The sequence below is a fragment of the Chryseobacterium sp. RLHN22 genome, assembly GCF_051011795.1.
GTDB lineage: Bacteria > Bacteroidota > Bacteroidia > Flavobacteriales > Weeksellaceae > Chryseobacterium > Chryseobacterium zhengzhouense.
Window position 1 is genome coordinate 21,191 of sequence record NZ_JBPCHW010000015.1, and the last position, 21,694, is coordinate 42,884.

The 21,694-nt window shown below is 36.5% G+C and carries 15 protein-coding genes; all 15 read right to left on the reverse strand.

Going from position 1 to position 21,694, the window contains the following annotated elements:
• Positions 1-78: 78 nt before the first annotated feature.
• The 15 genes from ACR1PN_RS14565 to ACR1PN_RS14635 all read right to left on the reverse strand — a co-directional run bounded on the left by ACR1PN_RS14565 (position 79) and on the right by ACR1PN_RS14635 (position 21,601).
• On the reverse strand, positions 79-2,568 hold the full coding sequence (locus ACR1PN_RS14565; RefSeq protein ID WP_433980627.1) for a TonB-dependent receptor: 2,490 nt from the start codon (positions 2,566-2,568) through the stop codon (positions 79-81).
• A gap of 212 nt (positions 2,569-2,780) precedes the next feature.
• Positions 2,781-3,641 carry a carboxylating nicotinate-nucleotide diphosphorylase gene (gene nadC, locus ACR1PN_RS14570; RefSeq protein WP_433980628.1) on the reverse strand — a complete coding sequence of 287 codons (861 nt, stop codon included), beginning with the start codon at positions 3,639-3,641 and terminating at the stop codon, positions 2,781-2,783.
• 19 nt (positions 3,642-3,660) lie between these two features.
• Positions 3,661-5,238 carry an L-aspartate oxidase gene (gene nadB, locus ACR1PN_RS14575; RefSeq protein WP_378176388.1) on the reverse strand — a complete coding sequence of 526 codons (1,578 nt, stop codon included), beginning with the start codon at positions 5,236-5,238 and terminating at the stop codon, positions 3,661-3,663.
• Positions 5,239-5,268: 30 nt separating this feature from the next.
• Positions 5,269-5,898 carry an NAD(P)H-dependent oxidoreductase gene (locus ACR1PN_RS14580; RefSeq protein ID WP_433980629.1) on the reverse strand — a complete coding sequence of 210 codons (630 nt, stop codon included), beginning with the start codon at positions 5,896-5,898 and terminating at the stop codon, positions 5,269-5,271.
• A 129-nt stretch (positions 5,899-6,027) separates the two neighbouring features.
• Positions 6,028-8,298, reverse strand: coding sequence for a T9SS type B sorting domain-containing protein (locus ACR1PN_RS14585; protein WP_433980630.1), 2,271 nt, complete (start codon positions 8,296-8,298; stop codon positions 6,028-6,030).
• Between the two features lie 186 nt (positions 8,299-8,484).
• The gene (locus ACR1PN_RS14590; protein WP_433980631.1) at positions 8,485-10,734 is read right to left on the reverse strand and encodes a lectin-like domain-containing protein; all 2,250 of its coding nucleotides are present in this window, start codon (positions 10,732-10,734) and stop codon (positions 8,485-8,487) included.
• 155 nt (positions 10,735-10,889) lie between these two features.
• Positions 10,890-11,366 (reverse strand): ribonuclease HI, encoded by a 477-nt coding sequence (gene rnhA / locus ACR1PN_RS14595; RefSeq protein ID WP_433980632.1) that lies wholly within the window; start codon positions 11,364-11,366, stop codon positions 10,890-10,892.
• Between the two features lie 76 nt (positions 11,367-11,442).
• Positions 11,443-13,020, reverse strand: coding sequence for a replicative DNA helicase (gene dnaB / locus ACR1PN_RS14600; RefSeq protein WP_378176403.1), 1,578 nt, complete (start codon positions 13,018-13,020; stop codon positions 11,443-11,445).
• A gap of 154 nt (positions 13,021-13,174) precedes the next feature.
• Positions 13,175-15,229 carry a gliding motility-associated C-terminal domain-containing protein gene (locus tag ACR1PN_RS14605; RefSeq protein ID WP_433980633.1) on the reverse strand — a complete coding sequence of 685 codons (2,055 nt, stop codon included), beginning with the start codon at positions 15,227-15,229 and terminating at the stop codon, positions 13,175-13,177.
• Between the two features lie 113 nt (positions 15,230-15,342).
• Positions 15,343-17,421, reverse strand: a complete 2,079-nt coding sequence (locus ACR1PN_RS14610) for a gliding motility-associated C-terminal domain-containing protein (protein WP_433980634.1) — start codon at positions 17,419-17,421, stop codon at positions 15,343-15,345.
• An 86-nt stretch (positions 17,422-17,507) separates the two neighbouring features.
• A complete protein-coding gene (locus ACR1PN_RS14615; RefSeq protein WP_433980635.1) occupies positions 17,508-18,743 on the reverse strand; it encodes an MFS transporter in 1,236 nt (411 codons plus the stop codon).
• Between the two features lie 93 nt (positions 18,744-18,836).
• Complete coding sequence (locus tag ACR1PN_RS14620; RefSeq protein WP_378176415.1) at positions 18,837-19,199, reverse strand: hypothetical protein; 363 nt, start codon at positions 19,197-19,199, stop codon at positions 18,837-18,839.
• 132 nt (positions 19,200-19,331) lie between these two features.
• Positions 19,332-19,709 carry a hypothetical protein gene (locus tag ACR1PN_RS14625; RefSeq protein WP_433980636.1) on the reverse strand — a complete coding sequence of 126 codons (378 nt, stop codon included), beginning with the start codon at positions 19,707-19,709 and terminating at the stop codon, positions 19,332-19,334.
• Between the two features lie 21 nt (positions 19,710-19,730).
• Complete coding sequence (locus tag ACR1PN_RS14630) at positions 19,731-21,230, reverse strand: GH3 auxin-responsive promoter family protein (protein ID WP_433980637.1); 1,500 nt, start codon at positions 21,228-21,230, stop codon at positions 19,731-19,733.
• Positions 21,231-21,346: 116 nt separating this feature from the next.
• Entirely contained in the window at positions 21,347-21,601 is a 255-nt protein-coding gene (locus ACR1PN_RS14635; RefSeq protein ID WP_378176424.1) for a hypothetical protein, read from the reverse strand.
• Positions 21,602-21,694: the final 93 nt, after the last annotated feature.

Genomic DNA, 21,694 nt, shown 5'->3' on the forward strand with positions numbered 1-21,694 from the left:
TTTTTTCTATTTTAAAGTATACAAATATAAAAAATCCCAGCGATAAAGCTGGGATTTGATATGTATAAATCTAAATTATTAGAAGTTGAAAGACACAGATGCTGACCAAGTTGTTCCAAACCCGAAGAATACTTCGTTTGCTACATCAATACCATCATACAAAGTTCCTGTAGCATTGGTAGTTCCTTGATGGATATTTGTATATGATTCTTGAATATAGTAAGTATCAAACAAGTTATAAACATTTCCTCTGATTGTGAAATAACGTTTGCCACCTGCCGGAATTACATAAGATGCCCCTAAATCAACAAGCCCGAAGCTTGGTAATTTTAAAGCTCCTGCAGCACCAGCTTCTGGTGTCGCAAAGTTTAAAACATTTAAGTTAGCATATAAGTTAGCATTATATCTATATTGTGCATTAAATTTAAAATTTTTAAAAGGAGTTAAATCTACACCTAATGCAGCAGTTGTTTGTGCATAATTTCCTACTTTAACTTTATCAAGATAAAGAGTAGATGTAGCAGCACTTGCAACAGTATTTCCGTTAGAATCCATAGGCTCATTGTTATCATTGAATAAATTACCTTGAGCATTTCCATCATACTTCCAATCCCCTAAAGAGAACATACCTGTTAAAGCAACAATATCGTTGATTTTTGCATTCATATCAACCTCAATACCTTGATGAATTTCAGTAATACCTGTTATGTTTGAGTAGCCTCTTACTCCATTTACAGTCTCACTTCTTCTCTGAAATCTATCTGCCCATGAAGTCCTGTACAAGTTAATGTTTGCATTAAAGAATGAAGAACGGAAACCATAACCTGCTTCAATACCGAAAATCTTTTCGTTTGTTAAGTACGGGTTGATTAAGTTTTGGTTGTTAGGATATACTGCATTAAAGAAAGGTTGTTTAGAATAGTATCCTAAGTTAGCAAAAACATTATGCTGTTCGTTTATATTGTAGTTAGCTCCCGCTTTTACATTGTAACCAATAATGTCTTTAAAACCAGTTTTTGTATATAAAGTACCATTAGTTAAAACTGTACCATCTTTAATAAAACTGTCGATTCTTTGGAATGCTTGATTAGAAACTGCTCCTTGAACAAATACTGATAAATTATCATTTGAGTATTCAACTTGTCCGAAACCTCCGTACCATAATACCTCACCGTCATTACTGTAACCAATTCTCTCATTCATTGGTTCTGTTTTCCCACCAAACGGATTCCAAGTTGGCTTAGGCGCATAAACTGCAGAAACATAATTTGCAGGAATGTTTTTATTAGCAGTATCCTTATATGCAGAAGCTCCAATAAGGTCGCTTACAACTTGATAGTGGTATCCTTTGTAGTATCTCGTATCAATACCGACACTAAAGTTTAAGTTCTCGTTAATTTTATGATTAAAGTTAGATATTAATCCAAACCAGTTATGGGAATTTACAGATGCCCTCCTGATTAATTGTCCTGCGTCAGGATTTGACGCCTGATTTGCTGCGTAAATTGCATCAAAATCTAATAGACCTGCTGATGTTCTTGCAAAATTACTTAATCTTTTTCCTCCAACGCTTCCAAGATCACCAGTTCCGGCACCTCTACCAAAAGATGCATATCCTACTGTGCTTAATTTTGAATTGTCACTCATTTTCCAGTCCCAGTTTAGAGACATTACTGGTTTATGATAGTAATTCGCTCTATTTGAGAATTCTTCTCCATTCAGATATCCCCAGTCAGCATTATACCTTCTGTTAGGCTTATCATTAGAACTGTATTTTAAAAGATCTGAAATTTTAATTTGATAAGATCTCTGATTGTGCCATTGTGGGGCTCCGGTTATTGTAAATTGGAAGTCGTGCTTTTTATTTGGTTGGAAACCTAATGCAAAATAATAGTTGTATCCTTCAAAGTTAGTTCCGTCAGCATACGTGTTTCCAGCTGTTCTTGACATCAAGAAAGAAGACGACCATCCTTTAGCTGACTTTCCGGTATTATATGCGAAAGATCCCTTATAGTAACCGTCATTACCTAAACCAAATGTTACGATACCTCCTTGTTTTTTGTCCGCAGCTCTTGTTAAAACGTTAATTGTACCACCAACTGAAGCAATAGCTAATTTAGAAGCTCCTAAACCTCTCTGAACTTGTAATGCTGAAGTAACATCAGAAAGACCTGCCCAGTTAGACCAGTAAACAGCACCATTTTCCATGTCATTTACAGGCATACCATTTACCATCACTGCAATGTTAATCTGGTCAAAACCTCTTATACCGATTTTACTATCACCAAAACCACCACCAGATTTGGTAGCATAAACAGATGGAGTTGTGTTTAAGATTTCAGGGAATTCTTGGTTCCCTAATCTTTCAACAATTTGTGCTTCTTTAATTGTAGAAACTGCAACCGGTGTTTTTCTATCTTTAGCGATATCGGCAACACCTGTAAGAACAACAGCTTCAATATCTTTTGACCTGGTGTCAACGGTATCCTGAACCTGTTGTGCATAATAAACACTAGCTGTTGAAAGGGTGATAACCACAGTTAGCATCGATTTGTTGATTAATTTCATAATCGTAAGTAATAGTTAGAATTAAATTTTATGCAAAATTCGGTAAATAAACTTTAACTATTATTAACTTAATGTTAATTTTTATTAATTACAAATAACGTGTAAATTGCTGAAAATCAGTACTAAATACAAATTGTTAATTTTTCGATGAAAAAAATCATATTATTTAATTTTTAACAAAATACGTGTGTTTTTATTAAAAATATAATGTATTACATAATGGCTTTTAAACTTAAATCTATATTTTCTGCAGAATGAGTTAGTGCTCCTGCAGAGATGTAAGTAACTCCTGTAGCAGCAATTTTCTTTAGCTGATCTCGGGTAATTCCGCCTGAGGCTTCGCTTTCGCAAACACCGTTAATTAATTTTACGGCTTTGGTCATTGTGGCAACATCCATATTATCAAGCATGATTCTGTCAACCTTAGCATCGATGGCTTCCTGTACTTCTTCAAGATTTCGCGTTTCAACTTCTATTTTTAGCTTTTTCTTAGATTTTTTAACGTAATCTTTTGCCATTTTTACGGCATTGGTAATGCTTCCGTTATAATCAATGTGATTGTCTTTCAGCATAATCATGTCGTAAAGACCGTATCTGTGATTGGTTCCGCCACCGATGGCAACTGCCCATTTTTCGCAAACCCTGAAATTCGGTGTTGTTTTTCTGGTGTCTAAAAGTTTTGTTTTGGAACCGATCAATCTTGAATCCCAGTCGTGGGTAAGTGTGGCAATACCACTCATTCTTTGCATGCAGTTAAGAACTAGTCTTTCTGTTGAAAGAATTGACCTCGCACTTCCTGTAACAATGAATGCGATGTCACCTACTTTAGCCATTTCACCGTCTTTGATGAAATTCTCTACTTTCAGATTCTTATCAAAGGTTTTAAAAATAATTTCAGCAAGTTCTACTCCTGCCAGAATGCAGTTTTCTTTTACTAAAAGCTTTGCGCTTTGTTGAAGGTCCTTAGGAATTGTAGACAACGTAGAATGATCCCCATCCTGAATGTCTTCTTCCAAAGCATTTTTTATAAATTGCTTTAAAACTTTATCTGTAGCGTAGTTTGGTCTTTTCATGATTTTTATTAATAATCAATTATGCTTGAACTAAATCTTTATTGTAAAATGCACCTTTATTCTGAGTCATTTCCATCGATTGGGTAATGATGAGATGAGCGACGGTCGTCAAATTTCTTAATTCTGAAAGTTGTGGTGAAAGAATAGAGTAGTGGTAGATCTCATCAACGGCAGCTGCAATTTCTGCATGCTTTTGAAGTGCCATTTTCAGTCTTCGGTTGCTTCTTACAATTCCTACAAGGTCGCTCATCATTTCCTGAAGCTGTTTTCTTAGATAAGATACAATCACCATCTCATCGATGATTTTCATGCCTTCTTCGTTCCATTCGGGAACCGCTTTTAGATCATCAAAATTAAAATTGTTTTCTTTTAATAATTCTACCGTTTTCATGGCAGCATTATGACCAAAAACCAAACCTTCTAATAGCGAGTTGGAAGCTAATCTGTTTGCGCCGTGTAATCCTGAGTTGGTACATTCACCAACGGCAAATAAATTATTGATAGAAGATTGTCCGTCTTTATCGATTTCAATTCCACCCATCAGATAATGACAGGCCGGAACTACCGGGATTAATTGTGTAAAAGGATCAATTCCTTCGTCTTTGCATTTTTTATAAATATTCGGGAAGTGCTCTAAAAATTTTTCGTGATTCATCGCTTTGCAATCCAGTCCGACAAATTCGTCTCCCGTGATTTTCATTTCCGCATCAATTGCTCTTGCAACGATGTCTCTTGAGGCGAGTTCTTCTCTTTCATCATATTTATGCATGAATTTTTCACCTCTTTTGGTTCTTAATTTAGCACCATCTCCGCGAACGGCTTCAGAAATTAAAAACAGCATTCCGTCAAGCTTGCTATATAAAGCAGTCGGATGGAACTGATAGTACTGCATATTGGTTACTTTACCCTTTGCACGGGCAACGAAAGCAATTCCGTCTCCGGTTGCAATGGTCGGATTGGTCGTGTTTTTGTAAACGTGTCCCGCTCCGCCGGTTGCAGCTAAAGTAATTTTGGAAGTGATTTTTTTGATGGATTTTGATTTTTCATCTAAAATATAAGCGCCATAGCAATTAATTTCGCCTTCATTCAATTCTTTTCCCGGAACATGGTGTTGTGTAATGATATCAATTACGTAATGATGGTCGAGAATTTCAATATTCGGACTGTTTTTTACCGTTTCAAGTAAGGCTCTTTCGATTTCAAAACCGGTAATGTCTTTATGATGTACAATTCTGTTTTCGGTGTGACCGCCTTCTCTACCTAAAGCAAATTTTCCGTTTTTCATATCAAAGTTTGCGCCCCATTCAACGATTTCGTTAAATCTTGCGGGTGCTTCTTTTACAACCATTTCAACAACGTCGAGCTTGTTTTCGCCATCGCCGGCTCTCATGGTATCGTCTATATGTTTCTGGAAATTGTCATTTTTCAAGTCGGTAACAACTGCTAAACCACCTTGAGCATACTTGGTATTGCTTTCGTCTTCGTCAGATTTTGTTACAATGATTATTTTGGCATCGGGAAACTGTTCAGAAACTTTTATGGCATAAGATAATCCGGAAATTCCGGAACCAATCACTAATACATCCGCTTTTATCATAGTTTTACTTTAAGACAACTGTCTAAATCATTAAATAAATTTAAACAATTTTTCGTTTGGTTTTCTTACTTTTTTCATGTGCTGGAAATGATCTTCTTCGGAACGGTAACCTAAAGCCAGTGTAACAGTCACTTTTTCTTTTTCAGGATCAATATCCAGAGTTTTTTCTATTAAATCCTGCTTAAAACCTTCCATCGGACAAGTGTCTATATTTTCAATAGCTGCAGCATACATTAAATTTGCTAAAACAATGTAAGACTGTTTCTCTGCCCAGTTGAAAAGTTCTGTTTCGTTTTTCTGAACGATATGCTGATTGATGCTTTTTTTAAATAAATCGAGCTTCTCAAGTTCAATGTTTCTGACTTCAGATATGTGATTGAAGTAGCCATTGATGTAATTTTCTTCAATCATTTTTTTTGAAACAATCACCACTAAATGCGAACAGGTAGAAATTTGCGAAGGATTATAGAATGCAGGAATCAGTTTTTCCTTCATCTCTTTACTTTCTACCACCAATATTTTATAAGGTTGCAATCCCAAAGAGCTTGCCGCCAGTTTTCCTGACTCTAAAATGCTGAGAAGGGTTTCCTGAGGAATAATTAAATCAGGATTAAATTTTTTTACAGAATATCTTCTGCTTAAAGCTTCCAAATAATTCATAAGACAAATTTAAGAATTGAAGCCGAATAAAGGTTGTTTTTAAAGCAAATATCTATTTTGAAATTTTCTGAATAAAAAATCACTCCCCGAAAGAAGTGATTCAAAATTAAGTATAGTATGAAAAAAAAATTAATCTCTGTTTTTTACCATGATCCAGCCCGTAAGTTTTACAGGGGTTTTGGTTTTGTTATTCTCATTCCATGTTACAGAATACCAGTAGCTTCCTGTAGGGACTTTTCTGCCGTTTGCGGTTCCGTCCCATTTGTACTGATTGGTTTTGTCACCCTGATGTAATTTGGCTCCGTAACGATCATAAATGTTAAATACTAAATTATTCTTACTGCCTAAAGCTGAGTAGTCAATGATGTCATTCATTCCGTCACCGTTTGGAGTAATCACGTTAATGATGTTCGGAACTGTAACTTCAACCTCCATTGGTTCGCAGTCATAAGCGTCTTTCAGGAAAACTTTATGAATGCCTCTTGAGATATTGGTAAACACATTAGAGTCCTGCCAGTGTACATTATCCAGAGAATACTGATATGCCGGAGTTCCTCCGTTTGCATACACCGTGATTGTTGTGGCAGATACGTCTACTGCTGTGATGACCGGTTGTTCTGATGCAAATACTTTTACATGTTGCTTTACGGTACAGTCGCCTGTTTTCAGCTTTACCCAATAAGTTCCTACTCCCACATTAGAAATGGTTTGGGTTGTTTCTCCCGTGCTCCATTCGTAAGCGTCAAATCCTGTACCTGCATCCAAAGTAGTTTTATCTTCAATACAGATGATCTTATCTTTTAAAGTTTCCGAATAAACCGGTGGGATGACAATTAGTGTTACTTTAGCGATTGCATAGCATCCGTTTGCGTTTGTAACTTTTACATAAACAACTCCGTTTGGAGCAATATAAGGTTGCGGAGGTGTGATTTCATTTGTTCCGTTTATAGCATCCTGTAGAGACGGATAATATTTTTTTGTAACTCCGGTTTGTGTGGTCACGGCTGCATTTGTAAGATTGAACGATCCCATCGAAATATTATCTTCAATGAAACAGCTTCTTAAAATAGCATCGTTTACAACAACTACAGGATAGTGGTTTAAAGTAATCACTGCATTGTCAGTACATCCTTGTGACGTTGTAACTTTCACGTGTACGGTTCCTCCGTTTGCTGAAGGATAATTTGCCCAGTTTAAGATTTCACCTGTACCAGCATTCAAATTTGCTAAAGTAGGATAGTATTTTTTTGTTACACCAGGCTGTGTGGTTACTGCAGCAGTGCTTAAATCAAAGTAAGCCAGCCCTTCATTATTATTGTTACAAGCCGTGATTGTGGCGTCGTCTGCCGCAAAAGGACTCGGATTTAGAATAATTTTTCCGTCGCCGTTGTCACAAAGAGTTGATGAAGGATCTTTTACGACAACTGTAATGGTGGTATTTCCCGAATACTGAAAGTTTGTAGGATTTGAAATAGGTGTAGGATTTCCTAAAACGTAATAAGTGATAATGTAGTTTGAAGGATTGTTTACAAACTGATTTGCATACGATGTTAAGTCAATGAATCCGTTTCCGGTTGCGGGGTTTGTGCAAACAAAAGGAGTGATCGTAGACTGAAGAATAGGTACTTTATCAACGAATATTTTGGCATTTTTAATGGAATGTCTTGCGCTTGCTGCTCCCGTACCTGCAGAAAACCCAAAGTATCCTTGTGTCATGCCGATTGCGCCACCCGATGGAGCAAATGAATCATCTGCAATTAAAACACCATCTATTCTAATCTGGATTTTCCAGTTGTTGATATTGGCAGGATCTACTTCACCATTCACTTCAACATGTTTGTAATTTGCTCCTACAAAAGGTTGTGTAGGATTAAGGTCTGGTGAATGAAAGGTGCTGTTTGCCGTCATATTGTACTCAATATTGGGGTTTCCTGCAGGAACATTGTTTGTACCATAAAGAAGGTGCACTTTACTCATTTGTCCTTCTGTCGTATTATTGAATATATCAAATGCAACCATTAATCCATTTGCATTGGCAGGAATTCCCAATCCTCCACCGGTAGTAAATCCTGTCGGGGGATTCGAAAGATACCAGAATGTAAGCCCGTCACCTCTTCCGTAAGAAGTTGTTCCGTTTCCGTCAATTCTAAAATCAAATTCAACCTTCCATTTATCGCAATATTTTAAGTTGATTGGATTGGATAGTTTTATTGCTCCAAATTGACTGGTTTGATCGGGGGTGAGTTGTACAAAGTCACCTGTCGCAGAGGCCGATGGAACAATATCCCAACCGGTAGTATTGATAACAGGACTTCCGGTAAGCTGGTAAGTTTGCGCAGTAAAATTTGAATTGATGATTATTAAAACGAACAAAAAACTGAGGAGTAAAATTTTTTTCATTTTTTAACTTAGAGATTTATTATTTGGTAAAGTTATTTGTTTTTTTATGCAGAATATCTTTGTCTGCTGCCTTGAAGTAGCAATTGAGTACATGATTACCTTGCTGTTAAAAGCTTATTGTGAAGAGAAATCTGAAATTAATAATTTAAAAAAGCACCACACTTATGCAGTGGTGCTTTATTTTGATTATTCTCTGTTTTTCACCAATACCCAGCCATTGTATTTTGTCTGTGTATTGTCGCTTTCAGTCCATGTGATCGTATACCAGTATGTGCCTGTTGACAATTTTTTACCTCCGGAAGTTCCGTCCCAGGTGTAATTTCTTATTTTGTCTGCCTGATATTTCATGTTTCCGTATCTGTCATATACTGTAAAGACAAGATTTTTCTTATAAGCAAGAGCACTGTAATCAATGAAGTCATTTACATTATCTCCGTTCGGAGTAATAGCATTGATGAGATTAGGTACTGTAATCTGAACTTCTGTAGGCTCACAATTGTAATAATCTTTTACAAATACTTTTACTTCGCCTCTTGGAAGTCCTGTGAATACATTAGAATCCTGCCAGTTGATTCCGTCTAAAGAAAACTTATAGGGAGCAGTTCCTCCGGAAACATTTACGGTAATTGTATTGTTACTAATGTCGATGGTTGAAATTACAGGAGTATTAGCTTTTTTTACATTTACTGCCTGAAGTGTATAGCATTTTCCGGTTTTTAAAAGAACCCAATAGTTTCCTACGGCAACATTTGTAATCGATGAGGTTGTAGCTCCGGTGCTCCATTCGTATCCATCGAATCCCGGACCGGCATCTAATGTAGTTCTTTCATCAATACAAATAATCTTATCTTTTAATACAGATGATTTTACCGGAGGCAATACTTTTAATGTAATTTTTTTGATAATAAAACATCCGTTTGATCCTGTGATTTTCACGAAAACATCCTTTGAAGCTGAAATATATGTTGTTGCAGGGATAATTTCGTCAGTTCCGCCTAATGCATTGGATAATGAGGTGTAAAATTGCTTAGTGATGCCTGCTTCAGCTGAAACGTTTGCTGTGGTAAGATCAAATAAAGCTGTTGTTGTAGCATTTTCGATAAAACAAGACTCGAGTATAGCATCGGTAGATACAGGCAATGGGTGAAAGATAAGGGTGATCTCGGCATTTCCGGTACAACCTTGTGGTGTTGTAACTTTTACATATACTTTTCCTGGTGCAGAAACGTAAGCAGTGTAATTGGTAATCTCATTGGTATTTGCGTTGAGATCTGCCAAGGTTTTGTAATATTTTTTAGTAACACCGGGAACACCTGTCACGTTAGCTGCAGAGAGGTCGAAAGTTGCAGTGGTTGCTCCGTTATTGTTACAGGCATAAAGATTGACATTATTTGCTGTAAATGGAGATAGTGTCAATAAAATCTTTCCGTCAGGATTATCACAAAGAATAGATGCATTGTCTCTGATGATTACATTGACTGTGGTGTTTGCATTAAACTGAAAATTTGTTGCATTGGAAACTGGTACTCCGCCTACCATGTACGTAAATGTATAGTTTGATGGATTTGCAACGAACTGCGAATTAAATGTTGTTAAATTTACGGTTCCGTATCCTGTGGAAGGATTGGGGCAGTAACTCTGTGTAACAGTTGGATTTAATATGCTTACTTTATCGGTGTATATCTTTACATTTTTAATAGAATGTCTGGATCTGTTTCCACCGGTCGAAGCCGAGAAGCCAAAATATCCGGTAGTCATTGCTGCAGCGGTTCCTGATGCTGTGAATGGCTGATCACAGATAAGATTTCCGTCTATTGTTATTTTTATATTCCAAGTGTTAGGAATGCTTGTGTTTACCTGTGCTGTAACTTCTACGTGTTTGTAATTTGCTCCCTGGAATGGCAGCGTCGTATTCATGTCCGGAGAGTGAAAAGAGCTTCCTGCAACATTGAAAAATTCTACATTATTGGTATCGGTTGTGTTTTGTATCTGTCCGTAGCCGACGTGCACCTTGCTCATTACTGCGGTAGTAGTATTGTTGTAAGTATCAAATCCTACAATGAGACCGATTGCATTCTGAGAAGCTCCAAGACCTGATCCCAATACACTTGCTACGGGAGGGTTTGCTAAATACCAAAAAGCAATACCATCTCCGTTGGCAGTTTGGTTAGAGTCCATACGAAAATCAAATTCAACCCTCCATTTGTCACAGTATTTCAGATTGATAGGATCGTTAAGCCTGATTGACCCGGATTGGTTATTTGTATCTGGTGTTAGTTGAATAAAATCTCCTCCGGTTCCTACAACTGTCGGGCTTACCATAGTCCATCCGGTGGTGCTAATGGGGTTTCCTGTGAGTTGGTAAGTTTGGGATGATAGTTTCCCGGAAATACAAAGTACAAAAAGGGTAAAATAAAACAGTAGTTTTTTATTCATTTATTAGCATACTTTAATTAGACGCGTAAAGATATTAAATCTCAATTAATAAATGAATAAATGTTGTTAATTTTGCAAAAAATTTAATTATTTTATAATAAAAAACAAGAATGATAACGAAAAGTTGAATATGATAACCGCGGTCTTAGTCTTATTCAAAATAGAGAATTGTTTTCTGTGCCTTCAAAATAAGTATCTGTTTCAAGATTTTCAGAATTGGCTGCAGCTACCGCAAGTTTATCGCATAACTCATTTTCAAAATGTCCCGCATGACCTTTTATCCAGTGCATTTTCGGGTTATGAAGGTTGTATAGGGCTACAAATCTTTTCCAAAGATCAGGGTTTTTAACGTTTTTCCAACCTCGTTTTATCCAACCTGAAATCCAGTTTTGGTTAATGGCGTCAGAAACATATTTGCTGTCAGTAAAAACATGAATGTCATTTTCTGGGGATTTCAGTTTTTCCAAAGCCGTGATCACAGCCAACAGCTCCATTCGGTTGTTGGTTGTTTTCCGGAATCCTTTTGAAAATGTTTTTTGATAATTTTTTTCCGGAACACGCATCAGGATGCCATAACCGCCTTTTCCGGGGTTTCCGCTACAGGCTCCGTCTGTATATATTTCGATTCTCATTGAGATTGAGGCTAGGGTTGAGGTTAGCTATTATTTAGAGTAAGTTTTAAATTAATCTAAATCTTAACCTTAATTATTAAAAAGGAAAATCTTCTTCGTCATCAAAATCGTTCATGGATGAACCAGAAAGTTTCGAACTGTCGGGAAGATCGAATGCTGCACCTGGCTGAATCGTTGTTTTAATCTTATCAAAACCACTTGGTTCGCCAAATGGAGTAGAGTAATCCATTCCGTGAGTTGCTGCTTCAATATCTCCGAATTTTGCAAAATGTTTCAAGAAAGATAGCCTAACATCGGCTGTGGCTCCATTTCTGTGTTTCGCAATAATTAATTCTGCCTGATTTTCAGTTGATGTTTCTGCGCCTTCTTCATCATTATCCCATACTGCGATTTTATAATATTCAGGTCTGAAAATAAAAGATACAATATCGGCATCCTGCTCAATGGCTCCGGATTCCCTCAGATCGGAAAGCTGCGGTCTTTTTCCCGGACGCGTTTCTACGCTTCTTGAAAGCTGCGAAAGTGCAATCACAGGAACATTCAATTCTTTTGCAATGGCTTTTAATGAACGGGAAATCATTGAAATTTCCTGTTCCCTGTTCCCTGTTCCTTTACCGCCACCACCTGCAGTCATCAGCTGAAGATAATCGACCATGATTAGTCTCACCCCGTGCTGCATTACGAGTCTTCGGCATTTTGCTCTGAAGTCGAAAATAGAAAGTGAAGGTGTTTCATCAATATATAAAGGTGCGTTTTCCAGCTCAGATACGTTGGAGAATAATCTTTGCCACTCTTCATCATCTAATGTTCCCTTCCTTAATTTTTCTGATGAAATTCTTGTTTCAGAAGCAATCATTCTGGTAATCAGCTGTACCGATGCCATCTCGAGAGAAAATAATGCCATTGGAATTTTGTGACCCACTGCAATATTTCTTGCCATGGAAAGAAGGAATGCTGTTTTTCCCATTGCGGGACGTGCAGCGATAATAATAAGGTCGGAATTTTGCCAGCCACCGGTCTCTTTATCTACATCTCTGAATCCTGATGGAACTCCGGAAAGACCTTCCTTATCTTTTAAAGATTTAATGGTGTCAATTGCCTGTTTTACTAATGAATTGGCAGTATCGAAGCCTTTTTTGATGGTACCGTTGGTAATTTCAAAAAATGACTGTTCTGCTTTATCTAAAAGCTCGAAAACATCTGTTGACTCTTTATATGAAGAATCAATAACGTTGGCAGAAACATTTATTAAGCTTCTTAAAATATATTTTTCCAGAATAACACGAACGTGATATTCGATATGAGCGGATGAGCTTACACCCATTGTGAGCTCGATAATGTAGTGATCACCTCCTGCCTGATTCAGCTTGTCATTCTTTTTCAGATCCTGGATGATCGTCATGATGTCAACTGGCTGATTGGCTTCATATAGTTTTAGTATAGTAGCAAAAATTACTGAGTGTCTCGGGTCGTAAAAAACTTCCGGTGTAAGCAGGTCAATAGAATGATCGAGTCCTTTTTTATCAATTAAAAAAGTACCAATTACCAATCTTTCAAAATCTACTGCATTGGGAGGCATTTTTCCATCTGCAATCGACAATTCTCTTGCAAAGTTGCCTTGTGTAAGAGAGGAGAGTGTTTCTTTCTGCGCCATATTGCAAAGATAGTTTTTTTAGAAAATAATCTGAAATGAGTAATTAAGAATTATTGTTGATAACTTTTAAAATACGAGTAATGAAGGGTGCTGGTTTATGTTAATAAAAAAATCACCTCAGAAAATGAGGTGATTTAATTGGAAAAATATTGTATTAGTCTCTGTTTTTTACAAGAACCCAGCCATCGTATTTTGTAGGGGTGCTGTTTTTGTCATTTTCATTCCAGGTAATAGTGTACCAGTAAGTTCCTGTAGGGATTTTCTTACCTCCTGAAGTACCATTCCATTTGTAGTTTCTTATTTTATCAGCCTGGTAGATTTTGTTTCCGTATCTGTTGTATACTGTGAAGACAAGATTCTTTTTATACGCTAAAGCTGTATAATCAACCTCGTCATTTACATTATCTCCGTTTGGAGTAATTGCATTTACTAGATTAGGTACAGTAATCTGGATTTCGATCGGATTACAGTCATAAGAATCTTTTAAGAAAATTTTATTTTCACCTCTTGGTAAACCTGTAAATACATTTGAATCCTGCCAGTTTATTCCATCTAAAGAATATTGGTAAGGAGCAGAACCTCCTGATGCATTCACTGTAATTGTATTATTGTTGATATCAAGACTTGCAATGACAGGTTGTTGTGAAGGATATACATTTACTTGCTGAAGCGTGAAGCATTTTCCTGTTTTTAATTTTACCCAGTAAGCTCCTACACCCACGCCTGTAATTGTTTGCGTAGTAGCTCCGGTGCTCCATTCGTATCCGTCAAAACCGCTGCCTGCATCTAATGTGGTTTTATCTTCGAAACAAATTGTTTTATCTTTAAGAACTGATGATTTTACCGGAGGTAAAACTTTCAGATTGATCTTCGTAATCGCATAACATCCATTTTGTGAAAACACTCTTACATATACTGAAGAATTTGATGCTATATGAGTACTTCCTATTTCATTTGTGCCGCTTAAAGCATTTTCTAAAGTAAGATAGAATTTTTTTGTGGTATTTGGCTGTGAGGTAACATTTGCTAATGTAAGATCAAATGATGCTGTATTGGTATTAGCGGGTAAAAAACATTCTTCCAGAGTAGCTTCATTTACAATTACTTTAGGGTGGAATTTTAGATCAATCGAAGCGTTTCCTGTACATCCTGCACTAGTTGTTATCTTTGCGTATACGGTTTTCTCAGCAGAACTATAATTGTTCGGATTTTGGATTTCATTTATACCTGCATTAAGATCTGCCATTGTCAAATAAAATTTCTTAGTTGCTGTAGCATCGAAGTATACATTTGCTGTTGTAAGATCAAATATGGCTGTAGTTGCTCCGTTGTTGGCACATGCAAAAACGGTTGCATTTTTAACAGGTATTGCTCCTAATGTGAATTTGAATGATCCTGTTTGTCGGCAATTATTCAACGGATTGTTTGGGTTTGCAGGGTCTTGATAACGAATACTGTAATAATAAGTATCTGTTCCGTTCACTAAAATTGGTGTTGTGATAGGGGCGGTTCCTGACAATGCATCATTGGCTGTTGTGTGATAAGAAACAACAAAATTAGAGTTTCCGTTTAAAATTGTTGGAGTTAATGTTGAAAAGTCAAATTGACCAGGAAGTGGGCATGTAGGAACTAAATTAGGTCCTCCCGCGGGATTTGGAATTCCTGGTGCAAGGAAAGGGTTGGGTGCTAATGCCGGATCTGAAAATGCTGATGATAAAGTTGCAGTACCTTCCCAAATTAAAGAGAAACCGCTATTTAGAGCATTGCTGTAATTATCGATAACCAAGTAATAAGTCTGTCCTGCAATAACATCTAGATAGGGCTCATAATAAGGTACATTACTATCCGTAAGCTCCAGTCCGGTATTTCCTGTAGGCGAAACTCCATAGAAATTACATCTTATGGGTGTACCCAAGTTAGAACAGCTCGCATTAGGTGCGTAAACAGCAAAATCATAATCTGTTCCATTATTATTTGCATCTATGGTGAAAGCTAATGTTCCTGATGTTGCAATGGTAAAAGTATACCAAACTGAAAAGTTTTCATCGTCAGTCAAACATCCGCCCAGATCTTCTAATATGTTTCCTGGTCCTGATGGAGTGAATGAAATGCCCGAATTTCCACACACTGGTATTGCAGAAACGCAGTCAGATTGTGAATAAAATAGTTGAGAAGTTATAAAAATAAAAAAGAGTAATAGTTTTCTCATTTCCAAATGATTTTGAATACAAATTTAACAAAAATTTAATTAATTTTACTGTTAATTAAATTAATTAAAATAAAAAAGCCACTCTTCAGTGGCTTTTTTTAATATATCATTGTTTATTCTCTGTTTTTCACTAAAACCCATCCTGAGAACTTAATCGGGGTTTTATTTTTATTGTTTTCATTCCAGGTTACGGAATACCAGTAATTTCCTGTAGGAACCTTCTTGCTTCCGCTGGCGGAACCATCCCACTTATATCCGTTGGTTTTGTCTGCCTGGAAGATTTTTGTGCCATATCGGTCGAAAATACTGAGTACCAGATTCTGTTTATTGGATAAGGCAGAATAATCGATGAAATCATTCACTCCGTCTCCGTTTGGAGTAATTACATTGGTAATATTAGGAACAACAACGGTAATTTCAATCGGGTTACAATCATAACTGTCTTTTACATAAATCGTGTGATCTCCTCTTGTAATATTGGTGAAAACATTAGAATCCTGCCAGTTAACATTATCGATTGAATATTTATAGGCAGGCGTACCTCCAATTACTTGTACAGTTATCGTGTTGCTAGAAACTTCAATATTTGATACTACAGGTTGTTCTGATGCATATACTTTTACTTCTTGCTTAGCAGTACAGTCACCTGTTTTCAGCTTGACCCAATATGTACCCAAACCTACGTTTGAAATTGTCTGTGTTGTTTCACCGGTGCTCCATTCATAGGCGTCAAATCCGGGACCTGCATCCAGTGTTGTTGTGTCTTCTGCACAGATGATTTTATCTTCAAGCACAGTTGAATAAACCGGAGGAATTACAATTAGATTAATTTTAGCAATATTATAACATCCTTCTGCATTTGATACTCTCACGTATACAACGCCATTCGGAGCGATATGAGGCTGTGGCGGAGTGATCTCATTGGTCTGATCGATGGCATCCTGCAATGAAGGGTAATATTTCTTTGTCATTCCCGATTGGTTGTTAACTATTGCTTCATTTAGGTTAAATTCTCCCATTGTAGGAGTTCCTTCTATAAAGCATGTTCGTAAAGTCGCATCTGTTACTACTATTGGGGGATAGAAATTAAGTTTAATTTCGGCAATGTCGGTGCATCCGTATTGAGAAGTTACCAGAACAAAGACTGATCCAACAGCAGAAACATACTGATAAGGATTTGTAATTTCGTTTGTATTGTTATTCAGGTCCGATAACGACTGATAATACTTCTTCACCACCGTAGGATCATTAATAACATTTGCTGTAGTCAAATCGAAAGTAGCTGTTCCTGCATTATTGTTGTTACAGGATGTTAAAGTAGCATCCACAACATTTATAGCACGCTGAACAAACTTGAATGTTCCCGGAAGCCTGCATTTACTGATAGCTCCGCCAGGTGCGCTGGGATCAGAATAAGTGATTACATAGTAATAAGTATCTGTCGTATTTACAGGAGATACTCCCAAGATAGGATTGTTTCCGTTAAGTGCATCATTGGAATTTGTGTAATAATTTACAACGAAATTAGGGTTATTGTTAATAATGCCGGCGGATAACGTGTTGAAATCAAAAGTCGGTGGCTCATTACAAACAATTACTTCATTTGGCGAGGTTGGTGTAGGTCCTGCTGTTCCCGGCGGGATAAACGGATATGGCTGAAATGCCGAATTAAAAGGCGAAACCAAAGTTGCTGTTCCGCCCCAAGTAAGCTGGAATCCGTTAGCAGTAGATAAGAAGTTGTCTATTACTAAATGATACGTTTGCCCTGCGATAACGTCTAAGTACTGGCAGAATAACGGCCCTGTACCAGGTACTGTGGTAAGCGTGCTGGTCATATTCAGACCTGTTGGTCCGTCAGAACCGGAATAGTTGCATCTGATAGGAGTGCCTAAATTACTACATGTCTTATCCGGTCCGTATACCGCCCAATCGTAATCATCAGCAAAAACATTAGGATCAATTACAAATGTTAAAGTTCCTGAAGTTGCAATGGTGAAGGTGTACCACACGGAGTAGTTTTCGTCACTGGAAAGGCAACCTCCTAAGTCTTCTAGTATATCTCCCGGTCCTGTAGGGGTAAAGGAAATAGGTGAATTTCCGCAAACCTGTATTGTTCCTCCGCAATCTGAGCTTGACTGGCTGAATACAGCTTGGGAAATAATCATCAAAAAAATGAGTAAAATTTTTTTCATTCTGAAATATTTTTATACAAATGTAAAGAATTTATTAATCTTAATTTAATTTTCATTGCATATTCTTGTATAACGTTATTGGAACATTAATATTGCATTTTCCTCAATTTAGGATTAGAAGTTGCTACAATTAAGGCAACCAAAACAGTCATGCTTCCGCCGAATACAACCGATCTTACGACTCCTAAAAGTTTCGCCATCAATCCGCTTTCAAACTGACCCATCTCGTTACTCGACATAATGAAAATAGAATTTACACTTAAAACTCTTCCTCTAATGTGATCCGGAGTTTTAAGCTGAACAATCGTTCCCCGAATCACTACGGAAATTCCGTCCAGCATTCCGCTTAGTGCTAAGAACATGAACGAAAGCCAATAATAATGTGATAATCCGAAGCCAATAATGCACAGCCCGAATCCGGCAACAACTGCCAGTAAAATTTTGCCCTGGTTTTTTCTCAACGGAACCAATGAAAGGGTCATAATAATAATCATTGAACCAATGTCTGAAGCCGCGTTCAATAATCCAAAACCTTCCGCTCCTGATTTCAGAATGTCTGTTGCAAAAACCGGAATCATCGCAACGGCACCTCCGAAAAGTACAGCAAACATATCAAGACAAAGTGCACCTAAGATTTCTTTCGTTTTAAAAATATAAGAAATTCCTTCTCGCATACTTTCCATCACTTTGATTTGCTCTTTTTTGTATTCCGAAAACTGAGGTTTCAGCTGCCAGAAAAATACTGAAGCGACAAGTAAAAGTGAAATTATGACCAATAATGTCCATTTAACGCCAAAAAATCCGATTAAAAATCCTCCAACAGCGTGACCGCAAACCGAAGAAACCAAAAACGTTGCCTGATTTAAAGTAATTGCACTCGGAAGATTTATCTTTTCAACAATTTTAGGAATCATTGAAGGTACAATTGGGCCAATAAATGCTCTTGCAATTCCGGTAAAGAAAATAACACCGTAAATAAAATACGTGATTTCATGTCCTGTAAAATGAAGTTCAACATCAAAAAATGCAGGAATCATTAGTAAACTAATCAGGAAAACATAAACGTAATTACAAATTAAAAGAAGCCTTTTCTTTTCATTCATATCAATGACATGACCTGCGTACAAAGCGCAGCTTACCGCCGGAATAACTTCAGAAAGCCCGATAAGTCCTATAGAAAAAGGATCTTTTGTTAACTGATAAACCCACCACCCAAGTAAAGTAGCAAGCATTCTGAAAGCTAAAACAATGAAAAATCTTCCGGTAAGAAGATTTCTGAATTCAACATTTTGTAATGTTTTAAGCGGCAATAAAGAAATCATGCACAAAAATAGCCTTAAATGTTTATTTAAGGCTATCTGTATTTTCAATTTTCAAATGATAAATAAAATATCACCTGAAAGATTTTGTCTATTTTAGTCTGCTCTCAAAGAACTGATTACAATCGCAGCAGCGCCTGCAGCACCGATCAAAACAGCGCCTCCTGCAACTCTTGCTTTTGATCTGTCTTTTACAGATGCAACATTAGATTTCGGAATGATTACTTCTGTACTGTCTTTTTTTCCTGCAGTTCCGATAAGGTTATCGCCATCAATATTACGGAAAAGGAATTTTTGTTTTTTAGATCCGTCTCTCGGAGTTACCACATAGATTTTTCCGGCCTGAAGGTTTGAGTAATTATTTTGTGCAATATCTTCGCTGTACTTTGTTGTTGCGCAAGATGAGATTACAAATAAAGATGTTAATAATGATGATTTTAAAAGTACAGATGCTTTCATTATAATTTTTTAGTTTTTCAAATTTATAATTTTTTTTGAATATACGTTTTCATTGAAAAGAAAATCTCATATTTTTTGTAAGATTTTAATCTAAAATGAAACAATTTTATAATTAAAAGATAATTAGCTTAATTAATTTGCGCCACTTCCAAATGCTGCAGCGGTATCAGCTACAACATCTGTGGCTTTTGTCATTACTACAACCAAAGTCGTTAAAGCGGCAACTCCACCGGCTGTTGCAACAACTGCAACTGCCGTTCTGTCTTTTCTTATTTCTGTAATATTGGTTTTTGCAATCGAAATTCTTTCTTTTTTTCTGGTTCCAATAATGCTGTCCTTAGCAATGGAAGAAATGGTCATAGGGATTTTACTTCCGTCTGTTTGATGAAAAGTATATTTATCGCCAGTTTTTATTTTTTTGTAATTGTCAGGATTTTTTGCTGAGCTATATTTCAATGATGAGCATGATGCAATTGATATCATTACTGAAATTGCTAAAATTCTTTTCATGATTAATGGCTTTTTGGTGTGTTACTTTTTATAAAGTTGCAATAACTCTGCAATTGTTCTGTCGTTTGCCAGTCTTGGTATTTTATTTTGCCCGCCAAGTTTTCCTTCTGCTTTTGCATATTCCTGAAATGCATTTTTTTGAAGCTTAGAAATATGAAGTTTTTGAAGAATGTTCCCCGAAATCAGATCATCATAATACGTGTTGCGTTTTCTCAGCTGATCATCCAGTTCATCTTTAAATGCATTTAAATTTTCAGGCTCTTTTTCAAACTCGATAAACCATTCGTGATAAGGCAAACCTTCTTCCGGATTTACCTGTGGGGCTAAATGAAACTCTGTAATCTGAGCCGGAAATTTTTCTACTGTCGATTTTATAGCTTCTTCCACTTCAAACGCAATGACGTGTTCTCCGAAAGCTGAGGTGAAATGTTTTGTTCTTCCGCTCACCAAAATTCTGTGCGGATTTTTGTCAATAAATCGTACAACATCACCAATCGAATATGCCCACAAACCGGAATTCGTGGTCAAAATTAATGCATAATCTTTATTGAGTTCAATATCTTTTAAAGTTAATCTTTGTGCATTTGGTTTTCCATATTGTTCCAAAGGAATAAATTCATAGAAAATTCCGTGATTGGTTAAAAGAAGTAAGCCTTCTTTCGTATAATCGTCCTGAAAGGCAAAAAAACCCTCCGAAGCAGGAAATGTCTGTACAATATCTACTTTTCCGCCTAAAAGTTCTTCCATTTTATCGCGATAAGGTTCATAATTTACACCACCTGTAACGATGAGTTGAAGATTCGGAAAAATCTGCTTGATTTTCTTACCGTTTTTCTCGATCAGCTTTTCAAAATACATAATGAGCCAGGGCGGAATTCCCGAAATCAGCGTCATGTTTTCTTTTTCAGTTTCTTCTACAATTTTATCTACTTTGGCTTCCCAGTCTTCCATCATGTTGGTTTCCCAGCTCGGTAAACGGTTTTTCTGAAGATAATTGGGAATGTGATGGGCTACAATCCCTGAAAGTCTTCCGGTTTTTACGCCAAAAACTTCTTCGAGTTCCGGGCTTCCCTGTAAAAAAATCATTTTTCCGCCGACAAAATCAGCATTGTTTTTTTTAGCAATATAATGGAAAAGTGCACTTTGGGCTCCTTTCACCTGAAAAGGCATTCCTTCTTTAGAAATCGGGATGTATTTTGAGCCGGAAGTCGTTCCGGAAGTCTTGGCAAAATATTCAGGGGTTTCAATCCATAAAATATCCCGTTGTCCGCGTTTTACTTTTTCAATATATGGTTTTAAATCCTCATAATCTGCAACGGGAACTTTTTCCTGAAAATTCTTTACAGATTTGATGTTTTCAAAACCGTATGTTCTTCCAAAAAGAGTTTTTTTAGCAGTATCTACAAGGGATAATAATAATTCCTCCTGATTTTTTTCGGCGTTTTTCTTAAATTCTTCAGCCTTTTGAACATGTTTTTTCGCCCAAATCAACGCTGCATTTTTCTTTAGAAAGTTTAACATGGTCCAAATTTATAAATAAGAATAGAATTCAGGGAAATATTTTAAAATAAAAAACCGATGATCCAGGCATCGGTTTATTGAAAAATTTGATTATGAATGACAACTGATATATGTTGTTATTTGTTTTGTTTATATCTCATATCCGGGGTCCCGTCTTTCTTGAGTTTCTTATTTTCCTTATATCTTTTGTCGGGAGTGCCGTCTTTTTTAAGTTTTTGTGCAGGTTTCACTGCTTTTGTTTCTGCAGCTTTTACAGGTTTAGTTGTTGTTACTGTTCTTGTTGTTGTGCTTTTTGTAGCAGGAACAGCTTGTTGTGCAGTTGCAAATCCTAGTCCTAATACGATAGACATTGCAGTAAGGAATTTTTTCATTTGTTTTATTTTTTAGTAAAGTAAATGTAAGTAAAAACTTATTATAAAAATACGGTTATTAAAACTTAACTAAATTTTATAAATTATTAAATT

Bases quoted from the DNA above. Each gene is read 5' to 3' on its own strand.
- ACR1PN_RS14565 (WP_433980627.1), bottom strand. From the start codon at position 2,568: ATGAAATTAATCAACAAATCGATGCTAACTGTGGTTATCACCCTTTCA.
- nadC (WP_433980628.1), bottom strand. From the start codon at position 3,641: ATGAAAAGACCAAACTACGCTACAGATAAAGTTTTAAAGCAATTTATA.
- nadB (WP_378176388.1), bottom strand. From the start codon at position 5,238: ATGATAAAAGCGGATGTATTAGTGATTGGTTCCGGAATTTCCGGATTA.
- ACR1PN_RS14580 (WP_433980629.1), bottom strand. From the start codon at position 5,898: ATGAATTATTTGGAAGCTTTAAGCAGAAGATATTCTGTAAAAAAATTT.
- ACR1PN_RS14585 (WP_433980630.1), bottom strand. From the start codon at position 8,298: ATGAAAAAAATTTTACTCCTCAGTTTTTTGTTCGTTTTAATAATCATC.
- ACR1PN_RS14590 (WP_433980631.1), bottom strand. From the start codon at position 10,734: ATGAATAAAAAACTACTGTTTTATTTTACCCTTTTTGTACTTTGTATT.
- rnhA (WP_433980632.1), bottom strand. From the start codon at position 11,366: ATGAGAATCGAAATATATACAGACGGAGCCTGTAGCGGAAACCCCGGA.
- dnaB (WP_378176403.1), bottom strand. From the start codon at position 13,020: ATGGCGCAGAAAGAAACACTCTCCTCTCTTACACAAGGCAACTTTGCA.
- ACR1PN_RS14605 (WP_433980633.1), bottom strand. From the start codon at position 15,229: ATGAGAAAACTATTACTCTTTTTTATTTTTATAACTTCTCAACTATTT.
- ACR1PN_RS14610 (WP_433980634.1), bottom strand. From the start codon at position 17,421: ATGAAAAAAATTTTACTCATTTTTTTGATGATTATTTCCCAAGCTGTA.
- ACR1PN_RS14615 (WP_433980635.1), bottom strand. From the start codon at position 18,743: ATGATTTCTTTATTGCCGCTTAAAACATTACAAAATGTTGAATTCAGA.
- ACR1PN_RS14620 (WP_378176415.1), bottom strand. From the start codon at position 19,199: ATGAAAGCATCTGTACTTTTAAAATCATCATTATTAACATCTTTATTT.
- ACR1PN_RS14625 (WP_433980636.1), bottom strand. From the start codon at position 19,709: ATGAAAAGAATTTTAGCAATTTCAGTAATGATATCAATTGCATCATGC.
- ACR1PN_RS14630 (WP_433980637.1), bottom strand. From the start codon at position 21,230: ATGTTAAACTTTCTAAAGAAAAATGCAGCGTTGATTTGGGCGAAAAAA.
- ACR1PN_RS14635 (WP_378176424.1), bottom strand. From the start codon at position 21,601: ATGAAAAAATTCCTTACTGCAATGTCTATCGTATTAGGACTAGGATTT.